The 18,787-nt window shown below is 29.0% G+C and carries 7 protein-coding genes; 2 read left to right on the top strand and 5 right to left on the bottom strand.

What is annotated here, in order from left to right:
- Positions 1 to 18: 18 nt before the first annotated feature.
- The 3 genes from BLS00_RS00550 to BLS00_RS00540 are packed head-to-tail and all read right to left on the bottom strand — an operon-like array spanning position 19 to position 12,036.
- Positions 19 to 5,274, bottom strand: a complete 5,256-nt coding sequence (locus BLS00_RS00550) for a hypothetical protein (protein ID WP_091401841.1) — start codon at positions 5,272 to 5,274, stop codon at positions 19 to 21.
- Positions 5,275 to 5,285: 11 nt separating this feature from the next.
- A complete protein-coding gene (locus BLS00_RS00545; RefSeq protein WP_091401839.1) occupies positions 5,286 to 10,112 on the bottom strand; it encodes a hypothetical protein in 4,827 nt (1,608 codons plus the stop codon).
- Between the two features lies 1 nt (position 10,113).
- On the bottom strand, positions 10,114 to 12,036 hold the full coding sequence (locus BLS00_RS00540; RefSeq protein WP_091401837.1) for a hypothetical protein: 1,923 nt from the start codon (positions 12,034 to 12,036) through the stop codon (positions 10,114 to 10,116).
- Positions 12,037 to 12,274: 238 nt separating this feature from the next.
- Here BLS00_RS00540 and fba point away from each other — a divergent pair, with 238 nt between their 5' ends.
- Positions 12,275 to 13,213 (top strand): class II fructose-1,6-bisphosphate aldolase, encoded by a 939-nt coding sequence (gene fba, locus BLS00_RS00535; RefSeq protein ID WP_091401835.1) that lies wholly within the window; start codon positions 12,275 to 12,277, stop codon positions 13,211 to 13,213.
- A 69-nt stretch (positions 13,214 to 13,282) separates the two neighbouring features.
- Entirely contained in the window at positions 13,283 to 14,488 is a 1,206-nt protein-coding gene (locus tag BLS00_RS00530; protein WP_091401833.1) for an acetate kinase, read from the top strand.
- A gap of 37 nt (positions 14,489 to 14,525) precedes the next feature.
- On the opposite strand, the gene BLS00_RS00525 is transcribed toward BLS00_RS00530, so the two are convergent.
- A complete protein-coding gene (locus tag BLS00_RS00525; protein WP_091401830.1) occupies positions 14,526 to 16,328 on the bottom strand; it encodes a TIGR03960 family B12-binding radical SAM protein in 1,803 nt (600 codons plus the stop codon).
- A gap of 195 nt (positions 16,329 to 16,523) precedes the next feature.
- Positions 16,524 to 18,677: a methyl-accepting chemotaxis protein gene (locus BLS00_RS00520; RefSeq protein WP_091401828.1), complete on the bottom strand. Its 2,154-nt coding sequence runs from the start codon at positions 18,675 to 18,677 to the stop codon at positions 16,524 to 16,526.
- Positions 18,678 to 18,787 lie beyond the last annotated feature (110 nt).

The following is an 18,787-nucleotide window of genomic DNA, read 5'->3' as shown; positions in this document are numbered from 1 at the left end:
TTTTATTTTACAAATTTTTTATTTTTTTAGTGTGTAAGTTACTGTTCCAGTAGTATTTCCAGCATAATCTAGTATTTCGATAACTAAATTATAAGGAGTATTAAATATTTCTAAATTTTGAATTCTCAAAATACCAATACCAGTTTGTTGATTAAAATCGACTGTAGCATTTTGATTATTACCTTGATATGTTACATTATAGGTTCCAAAATTTATATCCTCAAATTGAACTTCTATATTTACAAATTCTTCTCCAAGAGAATAAGAATTTCCAGCACTTATAGGAGTGCTATCAGCAGAAGCTGAAATTATATTAGGCACAGTCTTATCATATACTATTTTATATGAATTGGATTCATCTGTTAATCCTGCTTCATCTGTAGCGATCATATAAATTTCATATTCATTCTCTGAATTAATCCCAAGGCTATTTAAGTTAAGGAATCCAGAATTTCTATTAGTATTTGTTGCTTCAAAAGTTGAAGTTCCATTTACATAAAAACTTAATTTACCTTGAGAGTCATCTATGGTAAAGTCGGATACTTGCCATTCTAATAAGTGCTTGTTAGTATCATTAATATAATATTTTCCTCCATTTAAATTTGCATTGTCAGTAACATTGAAATCTTCTATAGAAGGCTTTTGATTATCTATTCTAATTTTATCTGGTAGTTGCATTGTTGTTGAATTACCTGCTAAGTCTTCTGCAAAAACTTCTAATGTAAATTCCCCTTCTATTGCTGGTAAATTTGGTATTTCATATTCAAAATCATGAATGTCGAAATCATTGCCGGCTTGGTCCATGGTTCTTTCCAAAATTGTAGTATTCAAAATGCTTAATTCAGCAATTTTTGTAGCAACATTATCATTCACAAGCAATTCAATATTTTTATCATCTTCCACAATTAGATTTGGTATTCCATTATCTATAACTGTAGATGGCGCTGTTATATCTCTATATACTGTAATGTTTTCATATGTATCATTAGAGTTAATGTCTGTAATATCTAAGTTTAAAGAAAAACTTGCTCCATTTGTATAAGAATTTGTATCTCCTACATTACTCAACATAGAAGCGATATTTACAATGTGTTCTCTTGATCTATCGTTTATAGATATAAAATCATTATTAGAAGTAAATATAGATTTATAAAGGTTCACATCATCATTGATAGCTATGTTTTTATCAGTAAATTTCTCATCAGTATTTAAAGCCAATACATTTCTATTTCTATCTTTGGTATCAGTTATTATATTTTCTATTATTGGAGGATTTTCTTCAACAACAAATTCGATTGGAGTACTTATTAATTCTTCACCCATTTTGTCAATCAGATGAAATTGTAATTCATAAGTTCCATTAGGAACATCATAAAAATCGACTGAAGCGGTTTTCTTGTTCGGATTCAAAACTCCTTGTTTAATAATTCCATTATATTCAAAGTAATAGTTCTCCACATCATATATTAAATTTTCTGGGTACAGAGTTGTGATTTCTATTTCAAAACTGGTATTTCCTTTTCCATTAATGTATTTTCTCTGAATTCTCCCTAAACTTCTACTTTGGTCTAAATTAATAATTACAGATTTTTTTATTTCTTCTAATTTATCTGAATACTTTGTTTTAAAATTAATAACTAGTGAATATAAACCATCATATACTGATTCACTCTGGGCTATGATTGATTTTATTTTATAAACATTCTCACCAGCATATGAAGCAGTTGTATCCAAATGGATTTCTTTTGGACCAATCAATTTAGCATCAATTGAATCTATATCCACTACTTCTTCAACATCTAAACTCTCAGATAATTCAATTTCAAGATCATAATTAAAAGTTTTTTCTCTAATATAATCAATATCTCCTGGTAACAAAGTAATCTTTTTTGCCTTAACATTTTCTGTTAAATATATATAAATTGGTGCTGTTTTTTTGTTATATTTTTCTATATAATTTTTAACTGCATCTTTTTCAGATTCCATAGCGATTACATATGTTTCATCGTATAAAGTTGCTTCTAATCTATAATAACCTATGCTTTCATTAAACGAGAAATTAGAAAGATTCAAGCCATTACTCCCAAAAACTGTTTCAAGATCAGATTCGGAAACATTAGTTTGCTTACTTTGAGTTTGGTCATTTCTAATTCTCATAACTCCATAAAGAGATTTATCTAGATCAATAAAATTATTATTTCCATCTCTTTCAAAAAGTCTAAGATCAAAAGCTCCTATCCCAAAGTTATCTGAAAAATCTACCTCATTAAAATTAACTCTATGTTGTCCTAAAACAAAATATTTATTTGAAGTTTGTCCCTTGGAAATATTTACATTTGATATGTCAAAATCATAATCATTAATGTTTGGAGATTCCCACTCAAGAGCTACCAAATCTAATTCAAGAATATTCTTTGGTTCATCATAGATTTCTTTTTCAACCCAAAAAACAATGTTATTTATTCCAACGTTAATGTTTTCTTTCGCTAGACCAATTTGATAAGTAAATATCTTTTTACCTTCATTTGCTCCACTAGTAATATTTTCTATGTTTGTTGGTGCTTCAAATGTAAATGAATTACCATTGATCTCAACTATTACATCATCCAATACATTGTAATCAATTAATTTTATTTCTATATCTACCCTAGTTTTGTTAGCTCCGTCATAATCCACTGGTATATAGTATTTGTTATTTGAAAATTCATATTCTTCATAAACACCTTTTTCTAAACTAGCAAATTCGCTATCAGTAGGAGTAGATGAACCAGTAAAATCAGGTGTTATTTCAAACGACTCGAGTATAGTATCTGTATCATCTCTTATAAGTAATGTTTTTTGAATTTCTTTGATTTTGTCAGAATATTTTGCTTGGAAGAATAATCTATATTCTCCTGGCTTATCAAATACTATTCCATTCCCCGAAGAGTAATCAGGATACTCCATACCAAGATTAAGAGTGAAATCGTATCGTGTAAATATATTTTCATTGTTTTCTATATATCTATTCATAATCTGATACTTATTACCCTCTAAATTTTCAACATAAACATTTAGAGTTGCTCCTCCAGAAGTGTCTACTTTAAAAGGTACTAAACTATCTGATCTTCTTTTTGTAATTTGAGTTTGTAAAGGTTCAATAATATTTATATACAGTTCCGATACAACAATTTCTTTGGTTTCGTATTCTTTAACTACGCCCAAAATATTCTCAACTGTTAATTTGAATTTATATATTGATGTTCTATATGGGGTCCAATTCTTTGAATTGTCATAAGTTTTTCTCTCGTCTAATTTTTTATTTATATAAGGGTTCCCATCTATTAAAATAGATGCATCTTCTGTAATTTCATATAGTTCTACTTTATAATTATCTACACCAAAATCATCGTCTATGCTGTAACTAATATTTATTTCGTCACCTGTTCCAGGATTATAGTTATCCGCAAAAATGTTAATTTCTGATCCGTAAGCTTCCTCAGGAGTATTCAAAACTTTAACATAATAATTGTCGCTCAAAAGATATTCTTTCCCAAAAGTATCCACTATTTTTATTGATAATTGGTATTTTGTTGATTCATTTATATCAACTTCGTAGTAATCTATACTTCTCCATTCCAGAGAATTACTATCATAATTCTCTGCAGGCAACTCCGTTGCATCTAATTGATAATATACTGCCTTTATATTTTGATACTTAGAAATTATTTCAGAAGCAATTTCGATATTTGTTTTATCAGAGACGGTGAATGTTTTTTCTCCACCTACAGATTTATAGAATATATCTTGATCGATTTCGTTTCCGTTATAATAAAAATTTGCTCTTAATTTTATATTTCCAACTGTATAATTCTCATCACTGTATACTATGTTTTTGTCATACTGATAAGTTGTTGATAAATCATTTTTATTTACCGCAGATACATAGATTTTATACACGCCTTTGCTATCAAAAGTTATCTGAATATCTTCTTCATAAAGATTTGGATTTTCAACAAAATCTCTAGTGTAAATTATCTCTTTATTAAAATCCTTTATTGTATATATTACTATGTTATCTAATCCTAAAAGATCTTCCGCCTTTAATGAAAAATGTAATGAATCTCCATTTTCTATGAAAACATTGTCTCCAATAATAAAATCTTTTGGAGGAACAAAACCAGCTGATTTTTCTATTTCTTCTAAAATTAAACTAATATTCGGTTTCTTTTCTTCAATAACTGATATTGTGAAATCTTTTTCCACCTGATTATCGCTAGTGTTATAAGCTATGACTTTTAGATTTATATTTTGTATTGAGGACTTTCTACCAATGGTGTACTCATAGTTATAACTAGGTACAGCTGGGTTTACGGGAACTTCTTTCTTTCTCCCATTTTCTATAATTTCTAACTTAGATATATATGAATCTTCATCAGAAGCTGATATTTTAAAATTAATTTCTTCCGTTTCATTAGTTCTTTCATCCATAATATAAAATTCTTGATAATTAATATCTAATGTTATTTGAGAATCTGGGTTTTCAGATTCAATTGTTTCAGTAAATAAATAGCTGTCTGATGTATTCCCATATTTATCTTTCGCAAACACATTAAAATTATTATTACCGATAGAAAGATTAGAAAAAAACACTAAATACCCAGATTGTTTCCAACTGTTACTTTCTTCTATAACATAATAATTATCTGTAATGTCCTCAAAATCATCAGCCGAATTATACTTTTTAGTTATAACATTTTTATTTTTATAATTAACCGTAAAGTTTTCAATTCCACTTCCAATTTCTTCAAAGAAGAATTTCATCTTATATAGTTCATCGGTTATTTTTTCAACTTCAAATCTCTCTTCTAAAATTGGAGAATTACTATCTTTTACATCAAAATAATGATTTTCACCGATTTGTTGAGTTACTTTATTACCTTCGATATCAGCAGCCACAAGGTACAATTTATATTTTTGAATATCATACGGCAGATTAACTCTTAATCCATTTGCTTCAAATTTATTTTTTTGAAAATTGTTTAATATTGTTTGGATTGGCTTTGATAAATCAGTACTTTTATAAAGTTGAATATAATTGATCGCTTGATTATCTCTAACTTTAAAATTTATAATTATTTCATCCCCAGCATCAGAAAAAGTAGTCCCCCTAGTGCTTCCTTCTATTGTAGGTTTTTCGTAGAATTCAGGAGGTTGAGTATCGTTAAACATCATACAGCTTGTTAATGCTAGAGATATTAATGTTATTAATATTAAATATACTGTTTTTTTCATAACTCCACCTCCTATTCGACTACTTTTATTATGATTTTTTCACTGGTATTGAAGTTACCAACAGAATCTTTGCTGTAAACATAGACTTCGTATTCGTTATCTACAAACAAGTCAACATCATCAAAAGAGTAAGTATTGTCTTTTTTACTGCTTGTTATTTCATAATAATTATTATTCACTACAACGAATACTTCACCTAAAGAATCTGATATGTTATCCTCATTTATTTCCCAGCTTAATTCTAATCCATCTACATTGGAATAAGACACTTCGTAATTGTTGTCTACTTGTGTTGCAGCTCCAGAAAGACTAAATGATGTAAAACTTGGTGCTTTTGTGTCTACTTCTATATCAATATTAATCTCTTCAGTATAACCAGATATATCTATCATAGAAGCAGTCAAAGTAACTTTTTCAGACAATCCCTCTTCTAATTTTGGTAGTATCAAATCATATGTATTATCTTCTGCAGTTCTATTCATATATATGGGTTCTAAAATATTTGTGAATTTATTTGAATAGACAGAAACTGATCTCAACTTATTTCCAGTATCGAAAAATACTTCTAATGGATAAATACCAGTATTTTTGTTTGAATAAATCAGCATATCATCATAAACTAAATTTGGATTTATACTGTCAGAATACTTATAAAAATCAAAGTTGAATATAGATTTATTACCAATAGTATCCCTAACTGTCAAAGTTAAATCATTTGAAGAGCTTATAGTGCTCACATCTGTTACATACTCTTTTTCATTTAAAGCTCCAAAAATCATATTACCATCATTAGATTCTAATTTAATATAGTCAAATTCATTATTATCATAGACAATGATTTCGTCTGAATCATCAATAGCCAAAATATCTTTATATACTCCAAGATTGTTTAACCCTTTAATCACCGTCTTATTTGTTTGAACAGATATCTCTTGTTTATCGCCAATAAATATATTTGAGTTCATATCTCTTATTAGCGCCCTAATATTGTAAGTAATTCCAGGATAAAATTCATCTAATCTGTAACTATATATTATTTCACTTGAGGTTACTTCCTTGTCAAGATAATCCTTACCAATTACTCCGTACCCTTCTACTTCGAAATATATATTTTTTATATCATTTTCTATTAGTTCTTTGTTCAAATATAAGTAAATCGAATTTGTTTCGTTTTCATAATAAGGTTTAGGTAAAGCATATGCAGTTTTTTTATCAAGTATTACTTTATCAGTTGTCTCGAAAGTTTCTCCCTTGGTATTTTCAAAAGTAACCCTCAAGTCGGCATAGCCATCTAAAACATTTGTAGGAATATTAACTTGAACTGTATAATTCTTTTGAGTATCGTTCTTACCAGCATTTATAACACTGTTTATAGATAAATTATAAGTTTTACCCAATTGATCTATGTAAGCATTGAATGATTTTTCATTCAAAAATTCTGAATTTTGTATTATCAAATCTATGTCATAAGTTGATGATGGTATTACTCCAATGCCTTCATTATTTATATTATCCTTTGTATGAACTATATTAGCTATCATATCAAGGAATTGAAGTACTTGAGAATCTATTATTATTTTCGTATTGTTATATTCTTTAATTGTATCCATATAACTTGATAAAGATGAATTATCAATTACTTCATAATTACCATTTCTCAACTCCATAACAAATTCATAAGTTCCTTGTTCTACTGGGGCATTAAAATCAAAACTTGAACCTCCAAAATCAGTAGGAGAAGTGCTTACTAAAGGACTTCCACTAAAATTAAAATCATTAATTGGAATTATTTGATTGTTTGATTTGTTTCTCCAATAATAATGCACTTCAGATAATTTATAATCATCTTCAAATAAAATATTAGATAAAACCAATTGATAAGTAGTCCCCTGTTCGAAAATTATTTCATCTTCTGGTGATTCGTAATTTTCTTCATTTAAAATGAATTCCGATGTATTATCAGAAATATTGAAATTAAAATTTTTAACACGAGGTTTGTTCAAACCTATAGCTATAAGGTTTAAACTTGTTTGTGTTTCATTATTGAAATCGTCACTAAAATAACTCTCCATTGTAATTATTATATTGTTATTTTCAATATCTATATCTTCTTTATCAATAGATGTTTCATATACAAATTCTCTCTTTTCAAAATTATCTGGAGTGTTAGTAGATATATGATTCATTTGATAGCTATTACCGTTTACATTAACACTTACAGTGTCGATCAAGCTATATCCTTTAATAGTTAATTGTAAATCTATTTGAGATTGATTTTGTCCATCATAAGTAATTGGAATATAATATCTGTCATTATCTGGTTTATATTCACCACTATCAACAGAATTGTTGATGCCAACATCACTTGTGAAAATAACTCCGTTCCTTGAAAATTCAAAATCATCAAAATCTTCCAGAGTTATAAAAACTTGATCGCTTGTTTCAAAACCTGCATATTCTCTTTCTATCATAATTTTGTAATTACCAACATTTGGGAATATACTGTAATTAGCTGTGATTAGTCTGTCTTCAATAATCCCATCAGGTGGTATTTCTTCATAATTTTCTGTGTAAGTTATTTCTGTTTCTTCGTATAAACCGTTATTATTACTATCGTAAACAATTATGAGTTTGTTATTAGAATTCTGTATTGTGTTAACTTGAATATCGATGTTACCACCATACAAATAAGCATTTTGGTCTGGTGGATTTATTAATTCTACAGAAATATCCCTGACTTCTAAATCAACTTGTAATTTCGTATTATAATTCTGTATATTTTTTGCATAGAATTCGACAATATACTCACCATCTTCTTTTGGAATCCAATTATTTAGGGACAAAGAAGCTCTTTTTAATCTCAATGGATTTTCATCAGATCCATCACTAACAATAGTGCCTGGATCAATATTTCCTTCTTCGTTTAATATACTAGAAGTACTTCCATCTATATTCTTTTTCTTAATTTGTATATAAATATTTTTAAGAGATTCATCATCTGTAAAACTTGCACTGAATGGACCTATTTCGTTTCCAGGAACAATAATTTTGCTAAAATCATTTGTAGTAATTTTTGGAACATATATATCCTCTTCATTATCAAAAATCATAAGTTCATAATTTTCTTTTAATACATTATTACCTTCAACATCTTCCACTTCTATATCGAAAAAAATGGAATTCGTATCTGGAACTGGATAACCGTTGATTGTATTAAAAACAAAAGGATTACTTGATGGTTCAGTATTTAATGTTGAAGTCACATTCCCTGAACTATCTTTTATATATATATTTACAGAACTTATCAAAGCTTGTTTTCTTTTTATACTGACGTTAAAAAACACTTCATTGTTCTTTGCAACTTTAAATGTTTTACTTCCTGTTATTTTTCTATTGCCATCAATAATATTAACCTCATCAATTACTGGCAATGATTCATCTTTTATTGATATCTCTTTTTTCAAGTTGTTATCACTGTTATAGTCCAATTTATTTCCACTTTTATCAATAACTTCAAGCTCAATAGGAAAGTTATTATAATCAACAATAATCGTTTCTTCACCTTTATAAAACTCATTGTAATTATTAGACGAAATTTCTTTTTGGAAAGTGTTGTATTCTTTTGATTTATTTTCACCATATCTAAGAAAAACTTTTTCAAGTGCTATATCATCATAAACTTTAAAATCAACTAATATTTTATCGTTTTCATATATTTCAGCTTCATCATATGGAATCAAATTTTCTCCATCTATTTTATAAACATTGAAATACTCATATTCTGGCATCTGGTCTTCTTTAACAAAAATTTCAGCAGTATAATTAGTAGTACTATTTGTTAAAAAAGTAGAAACTTCTATATTATGAGTAATAGGCAAATCTTGAACACTTCCCGGTGCTTTTTTATTTTCTCTAGCTATTACATGTGTTTTTGTTAAGCCATCTTTTGGATAAATTTCCCTATCATCGACTAATATTTCTTTAACATAATTCATACTAGTTGCAATTACTGTTAATGTATAAACTTCGTTTGGTAAAACATTCTTTTTATAATTTAAATCTACTTCTAAAACATCAAATAAATCATAATCAGGACTAACTTCCAATTTTTTTACATCTGAAAATTGGTTATTTTTCTTATCTGTAGCAGTTATTCTCATATTATAATCACCAGGAGGAAATCTATTCTCAATATAAGCTACACCCGATTCTCTCCAATAATTTTTTTCTTCGATAACAAAAGAGTTTGAATTCTTTTGATCTGAAATTTTTAAGTCTATTATTTGATCAGCAATAGATACTTTAACAGACTGGAAGCCAAAACCTTGGTCTTCCAGTCTGAAAATTATGTAATCATTATTATTTTTTAACTCTGATTTTTCAATATAAGGATCTTGTATTAAAGATGGTTTTACATCATCTTTAGTGTTAAAAGATGCAGGTACATTTTTATTTGATAATGTTACTTCTTTCATCACTGCATTTCCATTAGTGTCAATAACTCTAACAAAAATATTGTATATATTATCTGAAGGAGGAAGATTAAATGAAAAAACATCATTTATTTTACTTCTATTGGATTTTTCCAAAAGTTTTAGAAACGGCGAACTTTCTTTGCTCTTAAACAATGCGATTTCATCTATACCATTATTATCTTCAACATTTATTTTAATAGTTGCTTGAGAACCTAATCCTTTTGAAAAGGTAGAACTTGTTTCATCAACCAATTGCGGATTTTCTAGGAATACAGGACTTACATCATCTTCAAAAAGCATGCAACTATTAAAAACTAACATAAATAATGTGAGGAGAAGTATATACAAAGATATTTTTTTCATATCAGTTCACCTCAAATTTAATTATATAATTTTGTCTAACATCTATAGAATTATCATATTCATCTTCTATTTGCACTGTGCCATCATAAGATTCTCTAGAAATTTTAATCTCATACATACCTTTAACCAAAGTATTACTAAAAGTATTTGGCTGAGTTATTATTAATTTATTACCTTCCAAAGTATAACTAAGGGGATTGTCTAATATATTGTTGCCATTAGGATCTATGATTTCAGCTATCAATTCATCGGTATTTACAACAATATCTGATGTGTCTTGAATTGTTATCTCGAACCTCCACACTTTATTTTCTATATAATTGACATTTCCAATGTTTGGTGGATCAATTTCAAACTGCTGTCCCTCAACTTTTATTATTGCATTATAAATCTTTGGAGGAGTGATATCTTCTACAAATACATTAATACTATCTTGATTCCTTGCAAATATTTCTCCTGTTTCAGGTGAATAAATACTAGCCTGTAAGTTTAGCAAATTATACCCCTCACTCAATTGATATCCAGAAAAAGTATAACTATTTTGGCTAAGTCTAGTTGCTTCAAAAGTCTCTACAATATTTCCATCTCTATCTTTTCTACCTATCAATTCACCATATCTATCGGTTATTTTGAAAAAATATTTATGATTTTCATTTATTTCTTTATTAGTAATTATTTCAGAAACAAGGTTTACTAAATTGTCTTGCCCACCTTCATAATTATAAACTTTGTTAGAATAGTCATATTCTAAAATTTCATTATCTAAATATCGGGGTTCTAAATTTGTTTCAGAACTTATTTTTTTAATATTTATTGAATAATTCTCAATTGTTCTTTCGCCTACATAATCTTCAACGATAATTTTTATATTATGATTTTGTATATCAGTATCCAAATTTAAACTGATTGTATCATTGAAGGTCCCATATGGATAAATCTCATTTTTAAATACGACTTCTGTGCTGTCTCCAGAGGCTACAGTTGCTTTGATTGAATAGATACCTGAATTGCCAAAATCTTCTTCATCAAGAATATTAAAAGTGACATTGTATAAATCAGATAAAGTCTCTACAGTAATGTTGTTTTCTTCAATTATCTCATTTTTATCATTTCTAACAAATTCTATTTCAGGTTTGTTTTGATCATCAGAAACTATGAAAATAACATCTTCTGTATCATACACTATATTGGAATATTCACTATTACTATCAAATAATTTCACTTTCAATCTATAAAAACCCGCAGATTCAAAACTATCTAAAGTATATTGATGATCAGACACTTCATTAATTCTCTTTTGTTCACCATTTTCTTTTTCAATTCTGATATCTCCAGTAACTGAATCTTCTAAATCTAAATCTAAATTAATTTTCGGATTTTCATTTACACCAATTACCCAAGTAAATTCCGTTTCATTTTCTAGAACTCTTTTTTTACTGTTTTCTGGAGTTAATAATTCAATATCGCCTATTTTGTTGTTTACCCCAATAATATCTTTTTCATAAGAATTCGAAGAGATCTCTGGGTTATTAGCCAACTGGTAATATCCTGTAAATATATATTTACCTGAAAATTCAGGGGTATAAGTAATCTTTACTGTTTTGCTGTCTATAACCTGTGCATTTATTTCTGTTGCAACAGCAGTCTCCCCAAGGTTATAACTTGTAGTTGTATATCTTTCATTATTAACAACTCCATTATCAGATGAAACTTCTAAATAAAAACCGCTTAAAGAATTATTAGCGAGTGGTAAATTAATTTTCAATATGAATTCTAAAGGGATATCTGTCACATAAGACTTTGAATCATCGTTTGTGAGTGATAAACTAAGAGTTATAGAATCATTGTTAAACCCTGTAGTGCAGCTATTAAAGACTAAAATTATTGAAATGATCAATGCTGAGAAAATAATTATTTTTTTCATATTACCCCTCCAAAATTTTTATTTTTCTTTATTAATTAATCGACTGATATATTAATTTTATTAAACACAATTAATTCTTCTATATTCTTATTCGAAATTCCTGATTACCATATAAAGATTTTCTTTTACATTGTATTGTAGAAATTTAAGTGTTTTAATGATATAATTACATTGGAAGAAATATTAATAATTAAACTCATAAATTTTTACACGTATAAAAAGGGAGGGTGTATCAAAAATGGCTTATGTCGATACAAAAGATATTCTTGATAAAGCAAGTGAAGGTTATTATGGTGTTGCTGCTTTTAACATTAACAATATGGAGTTTTTCCATGCAATCTTAGAAGGTGCTCTTGAAAAGAAATCTCCACTTATTATTGAAACAAGTGAAGGTGCAATTAAATACGCTGGTATGAATGACCCTTACAGAGGGGCTAGGTTTTTTGTAAACATGATCAAGGATATGGCTAACACAGTTGATATTCCTATCGCTTTACATTTAGACCATGGTAATAATTTTGATATCATTATGGCTGCAATCAAAGCAGGTTATTCATCAGTTATGATCGATGCTTCCCACGAAGTATTTGAAGAAAACATGAGAATTACAAAAGATATCGTTAGAATTGCTCACGCAGCTGGAGTATCTGTTGAAGCAGAACTTGGGCAGTTGTCAGGAATTGAAGATAACGTAGAAGCTGCTGAAAATGTTCTTGTAAATGTAGACGAAGCAAAAGAATTCTGTGAAACTACAGAGGTCGACTTTTTTGCTCCTGCAATCGGAACCTCTCATGGTGCATTCAAATTCAAAGGTGAAGCAAAATTGGATTATGACAGATTGAAAAAAGTTAAAGAAGTCACTGGAAAACCACTTGTTCTTCATGGTGCTTCAAGCGTAGTTCAAGAATACGTTAAGATAGCTGAAGAATACGGAGCAGATTTTGGTGGTTCTAAAGGTGTTCCTGCTGATGTATTGAAACAAACTGTTGAATACGGTATCAATAAAGTTAACACAGATACCGATTTAAGAATAGCTTATGTTGCTGGATTGAGAGAATTCTTAGCCCATGACGCTAAACAGTTTGACCCAAGAAAATATCAAAGAAAAGCTATGGACTATGTTAAAAAAGTGGTAATGGAAAGAATTGACATCCTTGGTTCTGCAAACAAAATATAATTTTGTATTAAATAAAACCTACAGTCCCCCTATTTTTAGGGGGACTGTACATTTTTAGGAGGTTGTCAAATGAGAGTACTTGTTATTAACAGTGGTTCTTCTTCTCTAAAGTATCAAATTTTGGGAATGGAGGATGAAACACTCCTTTGCAAAGGTATTGTAGAAAAAATTGGATTAGAAGATTCAAAAGTTGAACAAAAATGTGGCGAAAAAGAAATCGAAAAAAATGTAGAAGTAAAAGATCATGAAGATGCGTTGAAAGTAGTAATCGATTTAATAACAGATGAAAATCACGGATGCTTAAAAAGCATAAAAGAAATACAAGCAGTTGGCCACAGAGTTGTTCACGGCGGAGAAGATTTTGCCTCTTCAGTTATGATAAATAATGAGGTTATAAAAGCACTGGAAGATAATTCAAATCTTGCACCTTTGCATAATCCTGCTAATATCACAGGTATCAAAGCAGCAGAAAAGTTATTGCCTGGAGTTCCCCAAGTTGCAGTTTTTGATACGGCATTCCATCAAACAATGCCAGAAAGGGCATTTATGTACCCAATTCCTTACGAAATGTACAAAAAATATAAAATAAGAAGATACGGGTTCCACGGTACATCTCATAGATACGTTTGTAAAAGAGCTGGGGAATTGTTGAATAAGAAAAAAAGAGACTTAAAAATTGTTTCTGCTCACATTGGTAACGGCGCTTCAATTGCCGCCATTGATCATGCTAAAGTTATTGATACTTCAATGGGATTAACCCCTTTGGAAGGTTTGGTAATGGGAACAAGAAGCGGAGATATTGATCCCGCAATACCATTGTTTTTGATGAGACATGGGTATTCTGAACATGATGTAGATGAAATGCTCAACAAAAAAAGTGGAGTTTACGGCCTTTCTGATTATGTTAGTTCAGATATGAGAGATATAAGAAAAGCTCGAGATGAAGGAAATAAATTGGCTGCTATGGCTTTAGATGTTTATATTTATAGAATGGCTAAATATATAGGCTCATATGCTACAGCTATGAAGGGAATAGATGTATTGATTTTTACTGCTGGAGTAGCAGAAAACACAGCAGAAATTAGAAAGAGAGTTTGTGAATATTTAACTGTTTTTGGAGTAGAAATCGATGATTTTAAAAATGAGGAACTGAACGGTAGCGAGGGGATAATTTCTACAAAAGATTCAAAAGTCACCGTTATGATAATTCCAACTAATGAAGAGCTCATGATCGCAAGAGATACTAAAAAAATCGTAGATGAAAACAATAAATGATTATATATATAAAAGTCCAGCCTAAGGCTGGACTTTTTTATTTGTTGAGTTTTAATTTGTACTCTTTATTTATACACACACCACAAATAGAACATTTACCCCATCTACAATCTGGAGTTAAAGAATTTTCCTTTGATTTTACCCATTCATCTCGCAAGAATTTATCTTCGATTAATGTATCAATGACTTTCCAGGGCATTTCTTCTGATATCTCAAATTCATTTGTATATTTTCTTGCATCGATATGTAGTTTTTGCAATCCTCTTCCCCAAGAATTGAAGTTAAAATTTCTGTCATTTTGTTGGAAAATTCCATTTTCTTCAAAAGTTATATATTTTATAAGCTCTGATAATTTTCTATCTCCTCTTGCCAAAATGACTTCAATATAACTTTCATAAGGATCATGTATGCTCAATTTGATCTTATAATTTTTCATCTGGTATAAAATCTTCATCCTTCTTTTTATAGTTTCCATATCCAAAAATTCCGCATATTCAAACGGGGTATGAGTTTTTGGAACAAATATAGATACATTTACATTTAATGATTTAATTTTGTATTCTTTTTTTATCTTTCTGGCTAATTCTACTATAGCTTCTACGTCTTCATCAGTTTCATTGGGGAGCCCTATCATAAAGTATAGTTTAACCTTTCTCCAACCATTTTCAACTGCTATTTTCATAACTTCATCTATATCTTCTTCGGAAATCCCTTTATTTATGGCGTCTCTCAATTTTTGACTTCCTGCTTCAGGAGCAAATGTTAGCCCAGATTTTCTTCCGCTTTGGACTTTTTGACTAATCTCTAATCCAAATTTATCTACTCTTGATGAAGGAAGGGATATACTTATTCTATTATCTTTTAGATAATCTTGAATACTATCCAAAACATTGTTTAGATCAGAAAAATCTAAAGTACTTAAAGATAAAAGAGAAATTTCATTAAATCCAGTATTTTCAATTATTTCTTTTGTTTTGCTTGAAATATATTTTGAATCTCTTTCTCTAACTGGTCTATAAAACATACCAGCATGGCAAAATCTACAGCCTCTATTACACCCTCTCATTACTTCAATGTTTGCCCTGTGATGAATTACTTCAATATTAGGAACTATTTGTTCAGTTGGAAAATCATAATCGTTTAAATCTACCACTTTTTTAGCTTTTACTCTTTTGCTATTTTCATCTATTTTAGGTATGGTTAACCCTCTTTTGCTTTCGAAAGTTTCATAATATTTAGGCACATAAAAACCTTCTATTTCTGAAAAAGCTTTTATCTTTTCTTCTCTGGAAATATCTTTTGCTACTATAGAAGTGATATCATCAATTACTGTTTCACCATCGCCAATGAAAAACACATCGATAAAATCAGCTACTGGTTCAGGATTAGTGGTACAGGGGCCCCCTGCAATTACAATGGGGTGCTCATTTTTTCTTTCTTTAGAATAAATAGGGATTTTTGACAGTTCTATAACTTTAAGCATATTCGTGTAACTCAGTTCGTATTGAAGTGTAAAAGCCAGTACATCAGTTTCTTTTACAGATTTAAAACTTTCTAAAGTAAATAGTTCAATATCTGATTTCTCCATTTCATATATCATATCTTTCCACGGAAGGAAAACTCTTTCACATGAAACTCTGTCATTTGATTTATTGAAATAATCATATAATATTTGAAACCCTGTATGAGACATTCCTATTTCATATAAATCTGGGAAACAAAGAGATATTGTGTGTTTACCTTTTTTATTTATTTGATTGTATTCATCTCCAAGATATCTACCTGGTTTTTGAACTTTATATAGAACTCCTGTATTGAAAAGAAATTGTGGAATAGTCATTCTATTACACCTCCATAAAAAAAACCGGATCCTAATCGCGGGATCCGGTAAATAATGTTCTGGTTTATTTCAGGGGGGATAGGGGGATCTATCTCTGTTTATATAATACAATAAATTGTGTTAACCTTCAACTATTCTACGTTACCTTTTTATTGAAATGGGTAACTATATAATTTACTAATGTTAACTATTTCCTTAGAATTTGAATTTCTTAGAATAATTTTCTAAAACGTCTATTGAGTTATTTAGATCTGCTGAAAGTTTTTGCAATTCTTTCATTGAACCATATTGATTTTCAACTTTTTCTGAAATATCGTTTACCTCGCCAACAATTGCTTGAACAGATTTGTTTATCATATTTATTGAATCATTAATTTGTTCAATTGAGGCTCCTTGTTCTTGAGAGCTTGCTGTAGTGTTTTCTATCATGGTTGATATCTCTTCAACAGAAGTAATTACATCCTCCAGACTTTTCGCAACATTTTTTATACTATCTGTCATCTCTTTCACATTATTTGTAACCTTATTACTCTCATCTGCAACTTTTGAAGAATTGTTTACCAACACATCTATATTATTTTCAATTTTCCCTGCAGCAACGGAACTTTCTTCAGCCAATTTTCTTATTTCATCGGCAACAACCGCAAAACCTTTTCCTGCTTCTCCAGCTCTTGCTGCTTCTATTGCAGCATTTAGTGCGAGTAAATTTGTTTGTTCGGCAATATCATGTATTGATTCCGTAATATCTCTTATTGAATCAGTTTGACCAGATAGCTGTTGTATACTTCTGTTATTTGTGCTCATAAGAGTTTCTATTTTATCAACAGATTCCATCATTGAATTAATTTCTTTTTTAGAACCATCAATTTTTTCAACTATGTTGGATGTTCTTTCGGATAATTCATTTGCAGATTGAGATATACTCTTAGCTCCAGCTGAAACATCTTCAATTGATGCTGTTGTTTCTTCTACGGAGGCCGCAACTGATTCAGTATTTCTTTGAATTGATTCGATAGAATTTCTTATTCCTTCAATTTCTTCAACATTTTTAACAGCACTTTCTTCTATTCTATCTGCACCTCTATTTATAGTTGAAGATTCATTTCTTATTTTCTCAATAATCTCTCTAATAGTTTTTCTTATGTTTTCAAAAAGCCTACTTATCAAACCAAATTCATCTTTTCTATCTGTTTTTAATTCATGAGATAGATCATCGTTGGATATATATTCTACATTTGTTTGAATATCTTTTATTGGTCTCAACAAGTATCTTGCAAATAAAGTAATAGATACGAATACTGAAATAATAACTATAAGAATTAAAATTATATTTATTCTATTCAAATTATTTATTGATGCATAAGCAACTTCTTCAGATTTTTCCATTATAACAAGTTTATCATAGCCCTTGTTAAGAGAAATCCTCTGATATGCTCCAAGAACCATTTCACCATCTGATTCATAATCAAGTGTGCCGTTATCTCCACTTACAAAAGAAACGTCTTTCTTTGATTCGAAAGCTGTTTTATCTCCCACATTATTAAGTAAAGTTCCATCTAATTTTGTTAAAAATAGCTTGTCTTCTGAATCGCTTCCTAATCTAACTAAAGACTGCAAGGTACTGACGTCTTTAGAAACAACTAAATAGCCATCAACTGCGTAGTTATATAAAACCATTCCATAAAAAGCTAAATACTTGTTTTTTGGAGCATAATATGAAAAATCAATTAACTGAGGCATTAGATTTTCTGAATTTTGCTGTTTTAATAAATTAAACATTTCAGATAGTTGGTTATTTGATTGAGTTACATTTATTCCATAATCTTCAGCCTTGTTAACCGAATAAACAACATACCCATTTTTATCTATTAGGTATATATCTTCCAAGTTTTCAACATCTTTAAAATCTCTCATAGAAGAATGGTATCTTGAATGGAAAAGATCGTAATCTTCTACTTTGTAAGACTCATCACCAAATTTATCATTAAGCGTCTGATAATCATCTCTCGAGAGTTTGTTTAAATCCTCATAGTTTTCCTCTGGATTTAAGTCGTTGTAAGAATATTTGAATAGTTCTGTTGGATTTTCTGCTGAATTAAAATATCCTGACAAAGATTTTACAAAAGAATTTATAAAATCTATTTTTCCAATACTTTCTAATGATTTTGAGTAATCCAAGTAGTAAGACTCAACATTAGAAGCCAGATTTTGTGTAACCAATTCTTGTTGATTTATTGTTAAATCTGTTATGGCTTCTTCAGCAGTGCTATAACTGAAATACCAAAATATCAGCAAAGGTACTATCGAGAACAAAAGTACTACAAAAATAAACTTTTGAGAAAATTTCAAAAAGCCCACCTCCAGGATAATAAACTATATAATATATAAAAATTATATCAGTAGTAACAAATAAATTCAATAATTAATATAACGCTTGATATATTAATTTAATATTTATT

The organism is Geotoga petraea, assembly GCF_900102615.1.
Taxonomy (GTDB): Bacteria; Thermotogota; Thermotogae; order Petrotogales; family Petrotogaceae; genus Geotoga; species Geotoga petraea.
Note: the sequence above shows the minus strand (reverse complement) of the source record. Positions and strands in the feature narration are given on the sequence as shown.